This is a genomic window from Streptomyces sp. NBC_01260 (assembly GCF_036226405.1).
GTDB lineage: Bacteria > Actinomycetota > Actinomycetes > Streptomycetales > Streptomycetaceae > Streptomyces > Streptomyces laculatispora.
On sequence record NZ_CP108464.1, the window covers coordinates 947716 to 962498 of the forward strand.

Sequence of the window (14783 nt, forward strand, 5' to 3'; positions counted from 1 at the left end):
ACGGACGCGCTGAGCGCGTCGGTCCGGCGGCCGGTCCTGCTGCTCTTGCTGCTTCTGCTACTTCAGCGGGTAGGACTTCGCTGCCGCCTCCGCCGGCCTGACCACCTTCAGGCCGCCGGGGGTCTTGGCGTCCGGCTTCATGATCACGCTCTCCCGGGTGGAGGGCGCCGCCGGGTCCGAGAAGTTGTGCGACATCCCGAAGTCGCTCCCGAAGTCCGTGATGGTCAGCAGCGCCTTGTCGATGCCCGCACGGGTGAGGTCCTTCGCGGCGCAGGCCTTCTTCAGCGCCTCGCCGTACAGCGTCGCCGCCGTGTATCCGGCGATGACGCCGTTGTCGAGGCCGTCCTTCGGGTACTCGGCGCCGTACTCCTTGGAGAGCTTGGCCGGGCCCGCGCCCGGGTCGCCGATCGGCAGGGTGGAGGCGGCGACGTAGTAGTCCTTGAGCAGCGCCGGTCCCGCCTGGGTCTTCAGCAGTTGGGGGGCGAAGGCGGAGTTGTTGCCGACGACGGGGACCTTGAATCCGGTGGCGGCGGCGACGCCGACCAGCGAGGCCGCCTGGCGCGGGCCCGCGCTGACCACGACGGCCTTGACCCCTGCCTGCTTGAGCGCCGCGACCTGGGCGGTCATGTCGTTGTCGGTGGGCTTGATCTTCTGCTCGACGACGGTGAGCCCCGCCTCCTTCGCCGCGTACGTCGAACCGGCCAGGGCGTTCTCGCCGTAGTCGCCCTCGAAGTAGACATGCCCGATCCTGTCCCCCTTGGCGATGCGCTTCTCGGCGAGCAGGTAGTCGATCGCGTTGACGGTCTCGACGTCGTACGTGGCACCGATGACGCGGACGTACTTGCTGCCGAGCAGATTCGCCGACCAGGCCTGCGGCAGGACGAGTCCCTTGTCCTGACCGTCGATCCGCTGCTCGACCGCCGCGACGAACGGCGAGCCGATGAACTGGACGAAGCCCAGCACCTTCGGCTCCAGCTCCGTGTAGCCGGCGATGGCCTTCTGGGGGTCGTAGCCGTGGTCGCGGACGGTGAGCGCGATCTTCCGCTCGCAGATGCCGCCGGCGGCGTTGGTCTGCTTGACCCACAGCTGCTGGGCCTGGGTGACGCTCTTGCCGAGGGAGGCGTAGACACCGGTCATGTCGGTGAGGGCACCGAGGGAGATCACCGAGTCGGTGACGCCCTCGCCGGTCTTCACCCCGCCCTTGTCCTTGACGCCCCCGTCGGAGGTGTTCGCCTTCTCGCTGCAGCCCACGAGAGTGAGGGTGAGGGCCGCGCACACGGCCCCGAGCACACGCAGTTTCATTTCTTCTCCCCTGAGTTCTTCGAACGTGTCGGGCCGCCGGGCAGGAGCCGTGTCAGGCCGCCGGGCAGGAACAGGACAGCCGCGACCACCGCGGCGCCGTACAGGTAGCGCGAGGCCTCACCCGGTGCCAGACCGCCCGTACCGGGGGCGGAGACCAGGGGCAGGGAATCGCTGTAGTGGGTGAGCACCTGCGGCAGCAGCGAGACGAAGGCGGCGCCCACGACCGCCCCCGCCACGGTGCCGAGCCCGCCGATGACGATCATGGCGAGGTATTCGAGGGACAGGACCATGCCGAAGTACTCGGGCACCGTCCGCTGGAAGACCAGCGCGAGCAGTACACCCGCGAGTCCGGCGTACATCGAGGACAGGACGAAGACACCGGCCCGGTAGCGGGCCACCGGCACCCCCATCACGCCTGCCGCGATGCGGTGGTCGCGGATGGCGTTGAGCGCCCGGCCGGGCCTGCCGCGCAGCACACCGCGGGCGAACAGTCCGCTGAGGAGCAGGGCGAGCAGCGCCGCGTACCAGAGCTTCTCGGCGGACTGGAAGGGCACCGCCGCCACCACGACCTCGGTGTCGTCGAAGTCGAGGCCGAACAGCGAGAGGGACGGGACGGCGCGGCCGTTGAAGCCGCCGGTGAGGGAGCCGGCGTTGAACAGCACATGCTGGCCGATGAAGATGAGGGCCAGGGTGGCGATGCCGAGGTAGGCGCCGCGCAGCCGGCCGGCGATGGGGCTGAACAGTCCGCCCGCGACCCCGGTCAGGAGTACGGCGAGTACGGCGGCGAGCCAGCTGGGCAGGCCGAGTCCGGTGAGTTCGTGCCCCTTCGACGTACTGCTCTCCCCGGCCAGGACGCAGTATCCGTACGCGCCCACCGCGAGGAAGAAGGCGTGTCCCATGGAGAGCTGGCCGGTGGCTCCGGTGAGCAGGTTGAGTCCGATGGCGCCGATGGCGGCGGCCATCGCGAAGAGCCCGGCCTGCAGCCAGAAGCGGTCGAGGTAGAACGGGAACGCGAGCAGGAGCACCGAGCCGACGGCCCAGAGGCAGGTACGGGGACTGCGCAGCCGCGCGGTGAGGCCGGTGCCCGGTGCACGGGGCACGGTCCCGGCCGTGGTGGTCGTGGTATCAGACACGGGCGAGCTCCTTCGTACCGAAGAGTCCGGCGGGCCGCAGGAGCAGCACGATCACCATCACCAGGTAGGGGGCGAGGTCTCCGATGCCGCGGCCCAGGAAGGAGAGGTCGCTCTGGTAGCCGGTGGCGAGCGACTCGGTGACTCCGACGATCAGCCCGCCGACCAGGGCCCCGGTCGTGGAGTCGAGTCCGCCGAGGATCGCGGCGGGGAACGCCTTGAGGGCGGCCAGTGAGGTGACCCGTTCCAGGCCGGGTGTGGGGAACACCGTGAGGAAGAGGGCGGCCACGGCGGCGAGTGCTCCGGCCACCGCCCAGGCGGCGAGCGAGACCCGGCCGAGTTTGATCCCCATCAGGGCGGCGGTCTGCGGGTTCTCGGCGGCGGCCCGCATCGACACCCCCCAGGAGGTGAAGCGGAAGGCGAGCAGGAACACGGTGATGAGGAGGGCGGCGGCGACGAAGGCCGCGACCCTGGTCTGGGCGAGGGTGATATCGCCGACGGTGACGACCCGGTCGCCCCAGGGGTCGCCGAGCGGGAGCACCTCTGTGCCCATGCGGCGGGTGAGTTCGGTGGTGAGGAGGATGTCGACACCGATGGTGACGATGGCCAGCACACTGTGGTCGCTGCCCCGGTAGCGGCGCATCACCAGGAACTCGACGGCCGCTCCGACGACGGCCGCGCCCGCGATTCCGACGGCGAGCGCGGGCCAGAAGCCGATGTCGTCGTGGAGCACGGCGGTGACGTAGCCGCCCGCGAGCAGCAGGGAGGCATGGGCGAAGTTGACGACCTCGGTGGCCTTGAAGATGACGACGAAGCCGAGCGCGATCAGGGCGTAGACCGAGCCGATGGAGAGCCCGCCGAGGAGGAGTTCGATGAAAGTGGTCATTCCGGTGCCCCCAAGTAGGCCTGGACGACGGCCGGATCGTTCTGGATCTCGGCGGGGGTGCCGCCCGCGATCCTGCGTCCGAAGTCGAGTACGGTCACGGCGTCCGCGAGCCGCATCACCACTCCCATGTCGTGTTCGACGAGGACGATCGATATGCCGAGGCCGTCCCGCACGCCGGCCACGACCGCCGCGGTGCGCTGCCGCTCGTCGGCGGTCATTCCTGCGACGGGCTCGTCCAGGAGGAGGATCTGGGGCTCCATGCACAGTGCGCGGCCGAGCTCGACGAGCTTCTGCTGCCCGTACGGGAGCGCCCCGGCGGGCCGCTCCAGCTCCTTCTCCAGTCCGATGAATTCGGCGATCTCGCGGACCCGTTCGAGATGTCGCCGGGCCTCGCGGGCAGCGGACGGCAGGCGCAGTCCGCTCGCGAGGAACCCGGCGCGGGTGAGCCGGTGGCGGCCGAGCAGCAGGCTGTCCGCGACGGTGGCGTGCGGGGGCAGCGCGAGGTTCTGGAAGGTCCGGGCGACACCGAGGGCGGCGATCCGGTGCGGGGCGAGTCCGGTGAGCTCCGCCGTCCCGAGGCGGACGCTTCCGGCGGCGGCCCGGTACACCCCGGAGAGCACGTTGAAGCAGGTGGACTTCCCGGCCCCGTTGGGGCCGATGACGGCGTGCACGCTGCCGGGCTCCACGGTGAAGGAGACGCCGTCCAGGGCGGTGAGTCCGGCGAAGCGGACGGTGATGTCGCGGACGGCGAGTGCGGCCGGGGCGGTCGCGAGCGGTGCGGCCTCGCGGGCGGTCCTCATGCGGACCACCGGCTGAGGGTGCGTGCGATGCCGGCGGCCCGGTCCGCGTCCGCGGCGGCCGTCTCGTCGACGACGCCCAGGTAGCGCCGGCGCACCTCGTCGGATGCGGCGAGCTCGTCGGCCGGCCCCGCCAGGGTGACCTCGCCGACCTCCAGCACGTACGCCGTCGAGGCGAGCCGCAGGGCGATCGCCGCGTTCTGCTCGACGAGCAGGACGGAGGTGCCCGCCGCGTTGATCTCACGCACCGTCTCGGCGATCCTCGCCGCCATCAGCGGGGCCAGGCCGAGCGACGGCTCGTCGAGCAGCAGCAGCCGGGGCCGGGCCATCAGGGCGCGGCCCATGGCCAGCATCTGCTGCTCGCCGCCGGAGAGCAGCCCGGCTCGCTGGTGTGCGCGCTGGGCCAGTACCGGGAACAGCTCGTGTACGCGGGTCAGGGCGCCGGCCGACGCCTTGCGGCCGCCGCGGGCCCCGAGAGCGCCCGCCCGCAGATTGTCGGTCACCGTCATCCGGGCGAACACCTGTCGTCCCTCGGGGACCTGGACCACTCCCGCGGCCACCACCTGGGCGGGGCGCAGCCCGTCCAGCCGGTGGTCGTCGAAGCGGACGGTTCCCGTGCCCGTACCGCGGTGGAAGCCGAGGGTCCGCGAGACGGCCCGCAGCAGTGTGGTCTTCCCGGCCCCGTTGCCGCCGAGCACGGCGGTGATCGCGCCCGCCGGCACATCGAGGGAGACGTCGCGCAGGGAGCGTACGGGGCCGTAGCCCACGGACAGTCCGCGGATCTCCAGCGTTGCCATGCGTCCTCCTCCTTCCGCCTTGTCGTCGAACCGGGCCGGCGCGATTCGCCGGACCGGCCGGCGCCGCGGCCGCGACCGCTGTTTCGGCGGTGGCCGCCTCCTGCGCCGTGGGGCCACAGACCAGCAGCGGGCGGGCCGCCCGTCCACGGCGTGCGGCCGAGACGCTGCGGATGACCAGTGCGGGAGACCGCCGCTTGTGCACGCGCACAGAGGCGGGCCGCCGGCTGTCGCCTCCCGTCCGGTCCGGTGGCATCCTCACGTCGGCGGCCCGGCGGACGGACCGGGCGCGGACGCGGTCCGCGGCGGCGTGCGAGGAACGGAGCGGCCATGCGGCAGAGCGGGGAGGAGCGGGGGTGGGCGCTGCTCGACGCGCTGCTGGACGACGACACCGGGCCGGGCCTGCCCGCGCTGGCCGCCGCGGTGCTGGGGCTGCCGGAGGCGGGCCGGTACGCGGTGGCCGTGCTGCCGCTCCGGGGGCGTCCCTGCCCCACGCCCCGGACAGCGGGCGCGCACGGGCTCCGGTTTCTCTGGCGGGCCCGGCCGGACCGGGAGATCGCGGTGGTCGCGCTGGGTGAGGCGGATCCGGCCGCGGTCGTCACGCTTCTGGCGGACCTGGGTCCGGGGCCGGGTGGTGTCAGCCCGGCCGTGGCGGGCCTGGCGGGTCTGGGCACGGCCCGCCGGCTGGCCGATGCGGCACTGCTGGCGTGCGGCCCCGCCGGGGAGGACGTCGTCTGCCTGGACGGCAGGGTCCCGGCGGCCCTGGTGGCCGGCCGGCCCGCGGTGTCGGCCTACCTGGCCGCGGACGTCTTCGGCCCCCTGCTGGCCCGCGATCCGGCGGACCGGGCCCTGCTGGTGTCGACGCTGGACGCGTGGCTGGAGTGCGGGGGGTCGGCGGCGCGGGCGGCGGTCCGGCTGCGCTGCCACCGGAACACGGTGCTGAACCGGCTGCGGCGGCTGGAGGAGCTGACGTCACGCTCGTTGCCGCGGCCGCGGGAACTGGTGGAGGTGGCGCTGGCGCTGGACGCGGTGCGGTTGCTGCCGCTGGGGGCTGTGCCCCCCGATCCCCGCTCCTCGGTCGCCGCAGGGGCTTGACCGGCTCAGCCCCGTCGGCGTTCGAGGCACGGGGGGCGGGGCGAGGCCCCGGTTCGGGAGGGGCGGGGACGGGAGCGCCACCCGCCGGTGCGCTCCCGTCCCCGTCAGGTCAGCGCAGGAAGTCCCGGGCGATGGACTCCGCCGCCCGCTCCAGCAGCGGCCCCGCCTCGGCCATGCACACCGCCGGATCCGGCTCCAGTTCGGTGAGCGCGTACGCACGGCGGATCCCGGCCCGGCCGAGCGCCTCGGGCGCCAGCGCGAGACGGCCGCAGACCGCGACGACCTCGATGCCCGCCGCACGGGCCGCCGCGGCGACCCCCGCCGGAGCCTTGCCGTGCAGGGTCTGCTCGTCGAGCGAGCCCTCACCGGTGATCACCAGCGTGGCGCGGGCCAGCGCGGGAGCGAAGCCGAGAACGTCGAGCATCACGTCGATCCCCGGCCGGAACCGCGCACCGAGGGCGACCAGCGCCCCGTACCCGATACCGCCCGCCGCCCCCGCCCCGGGCAGTTCCGCGTGGTCCGGCCCCAGCACGGACGCGTAGTGGGCGAGCGCCGCGTCGAGGGCCGCGATGTCCTCCTCGGTCGCGCCCTTCTGGCGCCCGTACACCTCCGGCGCGCCCTTCGGCCCGGTCAGCGGGTTGTCGACATCGCTCGCGAGGATCAGGTCGATCCCGGCGAGCCGCGGGTCGAGCCCGGACAGATCGGCCGAGGCGAGGGCGGCGAGCCCGCCGCCGCCCGGGCCCACCGGCTTGCCGTCGGCATCCAGGAACCGCGCGCCGAGGGCGGCCAGCATCCCCGCTCCGCCGTCCGTGGTCGCACTGCCGCCGACCCCGAACACCAGGGTCCGCGCGCCCGCTTCGAGCGCGGCGAGCAGCAGTTCGCCCGAGCCGTACGTGGTCGCGGTGAGCGGGGCGAACACTCCCTCGGGCAGATGCTGGAGGCCCGAGGCCTCGGCCATCTCCACCACCGCTGTGGTGCCGCGCAGGGCGTACGCCGCCGTCACCGGCTCCCCCAGCGGCCCGGTCACCCGCGCCTCGCGGCGCTCGAACCCGGCGGCCACCGCCGCCGCCACCGTGCCGTCGCCGCCGTCCGCCACGGGCAGGGTCTCGACCCGCACCTCGGGGGCGATGCGCCGCAGCCCGGCCGTGACCCGCTCCGCGACCTGTACGGCCGTGAGCGAGCCCTTGAACTTGTCCGCCGCGACGAGCACGCGTGCGGTCTTCATCACTGCTCCGTCCGTCACCTTGATTCCCTTTGCTTTCGAACAGGCAGTCGCGCCGCCCCGACCCTATCCGGACCACCCGCTCCCTGCCCATGGGTGTCCGTGCCCTGGACCTGCGACGCGGGACGCGGCCTAGGCTGCTCGCGTGACCAACAACGACTACGCCACGTATATCGCTGGACTCCCCAAGGTGCTCGCGGGCGCGGCCTGCATCTTCCGCGACGCGGAGGGACGGATGCTGCTCGTCGAGCCGAATTACCGGGACGACTGGGCCCTGCCCGGCGGCACGATCGAGTCGGCCGCGGGCGAGACACCCCGTCAGGCGGCCCGGCGCGAGTCGGCCGAGGAGATCGGTCTCGACGTGGCGCCGGGCCGCCTGCTCGCGGTCGACTGGGCGCGGGGCACCGCACGGCCACCGATCGTCGCCTATGTCTACGACGGCGGCGTGCTCGACGAGGAGCAGCTGAAGGCGGTGCGCGTCCAGGAGGACGAGCTGCTGTCGTGGAAGCTGGTCGACCGGGCGGAGCTCGGCAGCCATCTGCCCGAAAGGCTCGGGCTGCGGGTGCAGGCGGCGCTGGACGTCCTGGATTCGGGCGCGGGGGCGGCGGAGCTGGAGGACGGTCTGCCCGTCGCCTGAGGTGAGGGGCGAGGTGGCCGGGGAACGGGGCCCGTGCGTGGGCCGGACGAGAGGCCTCAGTCCTCCGCCGGCTCCTGCCGCGCCCGCCGGGAGGGGCGGAACTCGTACAGGTCCAGAATCCCCGGCGGGTCCACGAGTCCCGGGCCGCCCCCCGCTACCCAGCCGGCGATGTCGGCGATCGCCTCGGCGTCGTTCACCAGGCCGAGCCAGACCGGCCGGCCACCGGCCCGGCGTCCGTCGGCGGACGGCTGGACGACCACGACATCTGCCTGGTCGCAGGCGTCCAGGCAGTCCACGACCCGGACCGTCGCGATCCCGTCGAGCGAGCCGCGCACCGCGGCGAGCAGCCCCGCGTGGTCCACGCCCGCGATCTTCGGGGTCCCGCAGCAGCAGCCGCGGCAGACGCTGACTGTGGGCCGGGGCGGGGCGGCGGCCCTGCGGTCGCGGCGGCTCATACGGGCAGGTTCCGGAGCGGGACGTGGATGATCACCGTGGGACTGTACCGGGGCCCACCACCGGCTCGACCGAGCGAGTTCCCCCGTTGCCCGTGCGGTAGTGTTGATGGCTGCGAAGGGGAGTAGCCCTGCAAACCGGTCGTCGACACACTGGAACCTCCGGGTTCCCGGTGGCCGGGTTCGTGGATCATCACGGGCGGGCGAGACCTTCGGTCAGGTATGACACACCCGCCTCCCGCGGGTGCCGCCGTCATGCCGGGCCGAGTGGTCCTCCGAAAAGCCCGAGTGGCACTTCGCGGAAGACCCGGGGCCCGGCTCTTACAGAAAGCCACCCGGAATGCATCTCGACCCCCTGGCGATCCTCACCGCTTTCGGGCTGATCTTCCTCGCGGAGCTCCCCGACAAGACGATGTTCGCGTCGTTGGCCATGGGCACGCGCATGCGCCCGCTCTATGTCTGGTTCGGTACGTCGTCCGCGTTCATCGTCCATGTCGCCATCGCGGTCGGAGCGGGCGGCCTCCTCGGACTGCTGCCCGGCTGGATCGTCAAACTCGTCTCGGCGTCCCTGTTCGCGTTCGGGGCGTTCATGCTCCTGCGCGCCGGCGGGGGCGAGGACGAGGAGGAGGACGGCCCGAAGACCGTGACCGGATTCTGGCCGGTGTACTCGACCGCGTTCATGGCGGTGTTCATCAGCGAGTGGGGCGACCTCACCCAGATCACGACGGCCAACCTGGCGGCGAGCAATGGCGCCTGGTCCACCGCGATCGGATCCGCGGCGGCCCTGATGTCCGTGTCGGCACTGGCGCTGCTCGCCGGGCGCTTCATCTCCAAGCGCGTACCGCTCAAGACGGTCCAGCGCATCGGCGGCCTGTGCATGCTGGGGCTGGCGATCTGGACGGTCGTCGAGATCTTCACCGGCTGACGCGAGCGGCTCCGCCGCGGGGCACAGGTGCGGGCCCGTCCGCCGGCTGGGCGGGCCCGCCGTCGCGTGCTCTAGAACAGCGCCTGGACCGTGTCCTGCGTACCGTTCTCGAAGGCCAGCAGCCGTTGCTTGCGGTCGAGTCCGCCGCCGTATCCGGTAAGGCTCCCCGACGCCCCGATCACCCGGTGGCAGGGCACGATGATGCCGACCGGATTCTTGCCGTTGGCCAGCCCCACCGCACGCGAGGCGCCGGGCTTTCCGAGGATCTCGGCCAGTTCGCCGTACGAACGCGTCTCGCCGTACGGAATCCGCTGGAGCTCCGCCCAGACGGTGCGCTGGAACGGGGTGCCGTCGAGGTCCAGCGGGAGGTCGAACTCCCGGAGTTCACCGGCGAAGTAGGCGTCCAGCTGCCGGATCGTCTCGTCGAAGGGGGCGGGGTCGGGCTCGCCGAAGGCCTCCTCGGGCGGACGGTGGCGCTGATCGGTCATGTAGAGGCCGGCGAGGACCCCGTCGGTGGCGACGAGGGTCAGCGGGCCGTAGGGGCTGTCGGTCACGGTGTGCCGGCGGGGCGCGATGGCGGTGGTGCGTGCTGCGGTCACGATGGACTTCCTTGTGCGGGAAGGTGGTTGATGGGGTGGTCGTCTACGGTCCACAGATACTGGACCGCGTACGCCCGCCAGGGACGCCAGGCCGCCGCGCGGGCGGTGAGTGCGGCCGGTGTCGAGGGAAGACCGAGTTCCTGCGCGGACCGCCGGATGCCGAGATCCGTCGGCAGGAAGGCGTCCGGATCACCGAGCGCCCGCATGGCGATGACCTCGACCGTCCACGGCCCGAAGCCGGGCAGCGCGGCCAGTTCGGCCCGCGCCTTCTCCCAGTCGGTGTCGGTGCCGAGCCGCAGCGAACCGGTCGCCAGGGCCTCGACGAGTGTGGTGAGCGTCCGGCGCCGGCTGCGCGGCAGGGCCAGCCGCTCGGGGTCGAGTCCGGCCAGCGCCCCGGATGCCGGGAAGAGGTGGGTGAGACCGCCCTCGGAATCGTCTACGGGCGTGCCGTGGGCGGTGACCAGCCGGGCCGCGTGGGTCCGTGCCGCGGCCGTCGACACCTGCTGGCCGAGCACGGCCCGGACGGCGAACTCCGCACCGTCGACGGTTCTCGGCACCCGCCGCCCCGGCGCCTTGTCGACCAGCGGGGCGAGCAGCGGATCGGTGCGCAGCTGTTCGTCGACCGCGACCGGATCGGCGTCGAGGTCCAGCAGCCAGCGGCAGCGGCTGATGGCCAGGGTGAGATCACGCGGGTCGGTGAGCGAGAGCCGGCAGGCGATGTGGTCGGGGTGCGGGGTGAGGGCGACGATGCCGTGCCCGTACGGCAGATCGAGCGTGCGCCGGTAGGCGCCGTCGCGCCACTCCTCCACGCCCGGGACGGCCGTCGCGGCGAGGTGTCCGAAGAGGTTGCTGGGATTGAGCGGTGCACGGTACGGCAGCCGCAGCGCTATCACGCCGGGCGTGACCGGGGGCTTCGCCGACCGGGCCGCGCGGCCGCGCAGCTCACCCGGGGCGAGGGCGAAGACCTCACGGACGGTGTCGTTGAAGGTGCGGATCGAGGAGAACCCGGCCGCGAACGCCACCTCGGCCATGGGCAGCCCCGTGGTCTCGATGAGCACCCGCGCGGTCTGCGCCCGCTGCGCCCTGGCCAGCGCCAGCGGCCCCGCTCCCAGCTCCGCGAGCAACTGCCGCTCGATCTGCCTGGCGGAGTATCCGAGCCGGGTGGCGAGTCCCGGCACCCCCTCCCGGTCGACGACTCCGTCCCGGATGAGCCGCATCGCACGGGCGACGGAGTCGGCGCGGGCGTTCCACTCGGGCGACCCCGGGCTGGTATCGGGCCGGCAGCGCTTGCAGGCCCGGAATCCGGCCTGCTGGCAGGCGGCGGAGCTCGGGTAGAAGGTCATGTTCTCGACCTTGGGCGGCACGACGGGGCAGCTCGGACGGCAGTAGATCCTGGTGGTCAGGACCGCGGTGAAGAACCAGCCGTCGAAACGGGAGTCCTTGGACCGGACAGCCCGCACGCAGCGCTCGGTGTCGGTGTGCATGGTTCAAGCATGGGGCACCCGGCCGGGCCACGGCTGGCGAGAATCCGACATCAGCCTTGAGCTGCCTGCACCCGTCCGCTCCGCCTCTCCCCTCGCCCCGTTCCGTACTTCGCACGAGAATGGGACGGGGCCGCTGCGGTGAGCAACGAGAAGGAGGCCCGACGATGACGGACGCACAGGCGACGCCGCTCTGCTCCCACCTGGACCAGGTACGGCGAGTCGCCCCGGACAGTGCCGACTCCTGCACGGAGTGTGTCGCGATGGGCGACACCTGGGTACATCTGCGCGAGTGCCCGACCTGCGGACACGTCGGATGCTGCGACTCCTCCCGCAACAAGCACGCCACCGCGCACTACTCCGCCACCGGGCACCCGCTCATCCGCTCCTACGAGCCGGGCGAGACCTGGTGGTGGTGTTACGAGGACCAGCTGACCTTCGACGTCGAGGGAGCCGGACCGGCGCGGCCGGCCTGAGGGCCGCGCCGGGTCGGCGGACGTGTCCGCGATGCCGCTCAGTAGGCGTCGCGGACGTACCGCTTGCCGGCGGCGTGCCCCGGCCCTGAGCCGGAGGGTCACCTGCGGGAGGGACCCGACTCCCGCAGCCGGCGCCATACCGCCTTCGCCGCGTGGTGTCCGGACATGCCGTGCACACCGGGTCCGGGCGGGGTCGCCGAGGAGCAGATGAAGACCGCCGGATGCGCCGTCGCGTACGGCACCCGGGCGAGCTTGGGGCGGATCACCGTCTGCAGCCCCGAAAAGGCACCGCAGGCGATGTCCCCGTCCACGTAGTTCGCGTTGCGCGCGGCGAGCCGGGGCGGTCCGGTGACCGCGCGGGCGAGCACCACGTCGCGGAAACCGGGGGCGAAGCGCTCCAGTTGGCGTTCGATGACCTCGGTGGCGTCGCCCTCCCAGCCCGCCGGGACGTGTCCGTACACCCAGAACACCTGCTTGCCCTCGGGGGCGCGGGACGGGTCGACGAGGCTGGGCTGGGCGGTGATCAGGAACGGCACACTCGGGTCGAGGCCGGTCACCGCGGCGTGCAGGGCGGAATCGATCTCGCCGGCCGTGGGGCCGATGTGTACCGTGCCTGCCCGGCGGGCCTCCTCGGCGGTCCAGGGGACGGGGCCCGACAGGGCGTAGTCGATCTTGAAGCAGGACGCGCCGTAGCGGTAACCCCGGTAGGCGTTGCCCAGTCCGGCGATCCGGGCCAGCGCGGTCGGCGAGGTGTCGAAGATGTAGGCGCGGGCCGGCGGGAGTTCGTCCAGGCGCTTGACCTCCGTGCCGGTGTGGATGACACCGCTCTGTTCCCGCAGGTACGAGGCCAGGGCGTCGGAGATGGCCTGGGAGCCACCGCGCGGCACCGGCCAGCCCTTCTCGTGCGCGGCCAGCGCGAAGAGCAGGGCGATTCCGCCGGTCGCGATACCGCTGGTGGGGGCTATGGCGTGGGCGGCCAGTCCGGCGAAGAGGCCGCGCGCCTTCTCGCCGCTGAAGCGGCGGGACAGGAGCGTGGCGGGCTGGATGGCGTCGAGGCCGAAGCGCACCCAGCGGTACGGGTCGCGCGGCAGCCCGTCCCACGGGGTGCGCAGGAAGTCCTGGGCGAGGCTGTCCCAATGGCCGAGGAACGGTGCGAGGAGTCTCCGGTAGGCCCCCGCGTCATGCGGCCCGAGCGACATGGCGCTCTCCCCCACCGAGCCGGCCAGCACGGCGGCGGACCCGTCCGGGAACGGGTGGGCGAGGGCCAGCCGGGGCTGCAGCCACTCCAGGCCGTGCCGGGCGAGCGGCATCGCGTCGAAGGCGGGCGAGCCGATGCCCAGCGGGTGGACCGCCGAGCAGGGGTCGTGGCGGAAGCCGGGGAGCGTGAGCTCCTCGGTACGGGCTCCGCCGCCGACGGCCCGCCCGGCTTCGAAGACCTCCACGGCGTAACCGCGGCGGGCCAGTTCGGCTGCGGCGGTCAGCCCGTTGGGGCCTGCCCCCACGACGACTGCGTCAAGCATCGACGGCACCTTCGGACTCCTTTGTCAGCCGACGGTCGGAGTCCCCAGGATATTCACAGGCGCCGACGGTGCGGGCACGGGTAGGGTTCCCGCTCGATGAACACCGAGAACCCCGCGCAGCCGCCGCACCCCGCCCAGCTCCCCGCCTCCGGAACGACATCGGAGGATTTTGGGCCGCACCGGTGGATCGGCGCCATGGCCGAGCAGCTCGGCGCCGTGCCCGGGATACGCGCCGTCGTCCTGGGCGGCAGCCGGGCCCGGGGCACCCACCGCCCGGACTCCGACTGGGATCTGGGCCTCTACTACCGCGGTGTCCCGGACCTGGCCGCGCTGACCGCACTGGCCCGCGAGGTGCAGGGCTCTCCGGTCGAGGTGGCCGGGCCGGGCGGCTGGGGGCCGTGGGTCAACGGCGGGGCCTGGCTGAGAGTGGACGGCACACCGGTGGACTGGATCCTGCGCGATCTGGACCGGGTCGAGGCTGTCTGGTCCGACTGCCGCCAGGGGCGCTACGAGGTGGGCGTCCAGCCCGGCCACCCGCTCGGCTTCTGGTCCCCCGCCTATCCGGGCGAGGTCGCCCTGGGGCGCGTACTCGCTGACACCCAAGGGGACGTGACGGAGCTTCAGGCCGAGACGCGCGACTATCCGGAGCCGCTGCGCAAGGCCCTTGCCGATGCGGCCTGGGAGGCGGAGTTCTCGGTGGCATCGGCCCGCAAGTCGGCTCCTTCCGGCGACCGGCTCCATGTCTCGCTCTGCCTGTCCCGCGCGTTCGGCATCCTCGCCCAGTCGCTGCACGCCCACCACCGCACCTGGTGCCTCAACGAGAAGGGCGCGCTGGCGGCCGCCGCCGCCCTGCCGGACACGCCCGAGGGCTTCGCCGACCGGGCCGGTGAGGCACTGCGGGGACTGGACGCCGCGGCGGTGGAGACAGCGGCGGAAGTCGTGAGCGAGGTACGGGCGGTCCTGGCCGGCGCATCCGCCCAAGGCCCTGACCGTACCTGAGCCTTCGGACAGGCCTTACGATTCCGCCATGATCGCCGAACTGCAGTGCGTGGTGCTCGACTGCCCCGATCCCGCACGTCTCGCCGGGTTCTACCGCTCGCTGCTCGGCGGACGCGTGAACCAGGTGGACCGCCGATGGGCGCTCGACGAGAGCTGGGCAACGCTGCACACCGCTGCCGGGCTGGTGCTCGCCTTCCAGCGGGTGGCGGACCACCGGCCGCCGCGGTGGCCCGATCCGGAGCGCCCGCAGCAGTTCCATCTGGACTTCGGGGTCCCCGACCTGGACGTGGCCGAGTCCGAGGTGGTGACGGCCGGTGCGACCGTACTCGACGACGGCGCCGGGTCCGACCGGCCATGGCGTATCTACGCCGACCCCGCAGGGCACCCGTTCTGCCTGGTCAAGCACGGCACGAGCGGGAACTGAGGGGATCCGCTCAGTCCCGCTGGATGGCCGTGACGCAGCGGGCC

Annotated in this window: 16 protein-coding genes; 6 read left to right on the forward strand and 10 right to left on the reverse strand. The window is 73.0% G+C overall.

The window, feature by feature from the left end:
- Positions 1–57: 57 nt before the first annotated feature.
- Genes OG322_RS04315 through OG322_RS04335 form a run of 5 tightly spaced genes read right to left on the reverse strand, consistent with a single transcriptional unit; the run spans position 58 to position 4912 of the window.
- On the reverse strand, positions 58–1302 hold the full coding sequence (locus OG322_RS04315; protein WP_124285625.1) for an ABC transporter substrate-binding protein: 1245 nt from the start codon (positions 1300–1302) through the stop codon (positions 58–60).
- On the reverse strand, positions 1299–2435 hold the full coding sequence (locus OG322_RS04320; protein WP_329306057.1) for a branched-chain amino acid ABC transporter permease: 1137 nt from the start codon (positions 2433–2435) through the stop codon (positions 1299–1301). The genes OG322_RS04315 and OG322_RS04320 overlap by 4 nt, the downstream gene beginning before the upstream one ends.
- Positions 2428–3318, reverse strand: a complete 891-nt coding sequence (locus OG322_RS04325; RefSeq protein WP_329306058.1) for a branched-chain amino acid ABC transporter permease — start codon at positions 3316–3318, stop codon at positions 2428–2430. The genes OG322_RS04320 and OG322_RS04325 overlap by 8 nt, the downstream gene beginning before the upstream one ends.
- The gene (locus tag OG322_RS04330; protein WP_329306059.1) at positions 3315–4118 is read right to left on the reverse strand and encodes an ABC transporter ATP-binding protein; all 804 of its coding nucleotides are present in this window, start codon (positions 4116–4118) and stop codon (positions 3315–3317) included. Before OG322_RS04330 ends, OG322_RS04325 begins: the two co-directional genes overlap by 4 nt.
- Positions 4115–4912 carry an ABC transporter ATP-binding protein gene (locus tag OG322_RS04335; RefSeq protein WP_329306060.1) on the reverse strand — a complete coding sequence of 266 codons (798 nt, stop codon included), beginning with the start codon at positions 4910–4912 and terminating at the stop codon, positions 4115–4117. The genes OG322_RS04330 and OG322_RS04335 overlap by 4 nt, the downstream gene beginning before the upstream one ends.
- A 327-nt stretch (positions 4913–5239) precedes the next feature.
- Here OG322_RS04335 and OG322_RS04340 point away from each other — a divergent pair, with 327 nt between their 5' ends.
- The gene (locus OG322_RS04340) at positions 5240–6004 is read left to right on the forward strand and encodes a PucR family transcriptional regulator (protein ID WP_329306061.1); all 765 of its coding nucleotides are present in this window, start codon (positions 5240–5242) and stop codon (positions 6002–6004) included.
- A 109-nt stretch (positions 6005–6113) separates the two neighbouring features.
- Here the strand turns inward: OG322_RS04340 and OG322_RS04345 are convergent, their stop codons facing one another.
- Positions 6114–7229 carry a glycerate kinase gene (locus OG322_RS04345; RefSeq protein ID WP_123463987.1) on the reverse strand — a complete coding sequence of 372 codons (1116 nt, stop codon included), beginning with the start codon at positions 7227–7229 and terminating at the stop codon, positions 6114–6116.
- A 142-nt stretch (positions 7230–7371) separates the two neighbouring features.
- On the opposite strand from OG322_RS04345, the gene OG322_RS04350 reads away from it, so the two are divergent.
- Positions 7372–7863, forward strand: coding sequence for an NUDIX hydrolase (locus OG322_RS04350; RefSeq protein WP_329306062.1), 492 nt, complete (start codon positions 7372–7374; stop codon positions 7861–7863).
- A gap of 56 nt (positions 7864–7919) precedes the next feature.
- Here OG322_RS04350 and OG322_RS04355 read toward each other — a convergent pair whose 3' ends face one another.
- On the reverse strand, positions 7920–8318 hold the full coding sequence (locus tag OG322_RS04355; RefSeq protein ID WP_123463983.1) for a (2Fe-2S) ferredoxin domain-containing protein: 399 nt from the start codon (positions 8316–8318) through the stop codon (positions 7920–7922).
- A gap of 337 nt (positions 8319–8655) precedes the next feature.
- On the opposite strand from OG322_RS04355, the gene OG322_RS04360 reads away from it, so the two are divergent.
- Positions 8656–9240 (forward strand): TMEM165/GDT1 family protein, encoded by a 585-nt coding sequence (locus OG322_RS04360; protein ID WP_123463981.1) that lies wholly within the window; start codon positions 8656–8658, stop codon positions 9238–9240.
- 71 nt (positions 9241–9311) lie between these two features.
- Here the strand turns inward: OG322_RS04360 and OG322_RS04365 are convergent, their stop codons facing one another.
- Entirely contained in the window at positions 9312–9839 is a 528-nt protein-coding gene (locus tag OG322_RS04365; RefSeq protein ID WP_329306063.1) for a methylated-DNA--[protein]-cysteine S-methyltransferase, read from the reverse strand.
- A complete protein-coding gene (locus tag OG322_RS04370) occupies positions 9836–11323 on the reverse strand; it encodes an AlkA N-terminal domain-containing protein (RefSeq protein WP_266410668.1) in 1488 nt (495 codons plus the stop codon). Before OG322_RS04370 ends, OG322_RS04365 begins: the two co-directional genes overlap by 4 nt.
- A gap of 164 nt (positions 11324–11487) precedes the next feature.
- Between OG322_RS04370 and OG322_RS04375 the strand changes: the two genes are divergently transcribed.
- Complete coding sequence (locus OG322_RS04375; protein ID WP_123463974.1) at positions 11488–11796, forward strand: UBP-type zinc finger domain-containing protein; 309 nt, start codon at positions 11488–11490, stop codon at positions 11794–11796.
- 98 nt (positions 11797–11894) lie between these two features.
- Here OG322_RS04375 and OG322_RS04380 read toward each other — a convergent pair whose 3' ends face one another.
- The gene (locus OG322_RS04380; RefSeq protein ID WP_124285619.1) at positions 11895–13325 is read right to left on the reverse strand and encodes a phytoene desaturase family protein; all 1431 of its coding nucleotides are present in this window, start codon (positions 13323–13325) and stop codon (positions 11895–11897) included.
- A gap of 186 nt (positions 13326–13511) precedes the next feature.
- Between OG322_RS04380 and OG322_RS04385 the strand changes: the two genes are divergently transcribed.
- The gene (locus OG322_RS04385) at positions 13512–14315 is read left to right on the forward strand and encodes a nucleotidyltransferase domain-containing protein (protein WP_329307704.1); all 804 of its coding nucleotides are present in this window, start codon (positions 13512–13514) and stop codon (positions 14313–14315) included.
- A 28-nt stretch (positions 14316–14343) separates the two neighbouring features.
- Entirely contained in the window at positions 14344–14739 is a 396-nt protein-coding gene (locus OG322_RS04390; protein WP_123463968.1) for a VOC family protein, read from the forward strand.
- Positions 14740–14783 lie beyond the last annotated feature (44 nt).

Coding starts and splice junctions, on each gene's coding strand:
- OG322_RS04315 (WP_124285625.1), bottom strand. CDS start 1,302: ATGAAACTGCGTGTGCTCGGGGCCGTGTGCGCGGCCCTCACCCTCACT.
- OG322_RS04325 (WP_329306058.1), bottom strand. CDS start 3,318: ATGACCACTTTCATCGAACTCCTCCTCGGCGGGCTCTCCATCGGCTCG.
- OG322_RS04330 (WP_329306059.1), bottom strand. CDS start 4,118: ATGAGGACCGCCCGCGAGGCCGCACCGCTCGCGACCGCCCCGGCCGCA.
- OG322_RS04335 (WP_329306060.1), bottom strand. CDS start 4,912: ATGGCAACGCTGGAGATCCGCGGACTGTCCGTGGGCTACGGCCCCGTA.
- OG322_RS04340 (WP_329306061.1), top strand. CDS start 5,240: ATGCGGCAGAGCGGGGAGGAGCGGGGGTGGGCGCTGCTCGACGCGCTG.
- OG322_RS04345 (WP_123463987.1), bottom strand. CDS start 7,229: ATGAAGACCGCACGCGTGCTCGTCGCGGCGGACAAGTTCAAGGGCTCG.
- OG322_RS04355 (WP_123463983.1), bottom strand. CDS start 8,318: ATGAGCCGCCGCGACCGCAGGGCCGCCGCCCCGCCCCGGCCCACAGTC.
- OG322_RS04360 (WP_123463981.1), top strand. CDS start 8,656: ATGCATCTCGACCCCCTGGCGATCCTCACCGCTTTCGGGCTGATCTTC.
- OG322_RS04370 (WP_266410668.1), bottom strand. CDS start 11,323: ATGCACACCGACACCGAGCGCTGCGTGCGGGCTGTCCGGTCCAAGGAC.
- OG322_RS04375 (WP_123463974.1), top strand. CDS start 11,488: ATGACGGACGCACAGGCGACGCCGCTCTGCTCCCACCTGGACCAGGTA.
- OG322_RS04385 (WP_329307704.1), top strand. CDS start 13,512: ATGGCCGAGCAGCTCGGCGCCGTGCCCGGGATACGCGCCGTCGTCCTG.
- OG322_RS04390 (WP_123463968.1), top strand. CDS start 14,344: ATGATCGCCGAACTGCAGTGCGTGGTGCTCGACTGCCCCGATCCCGCA.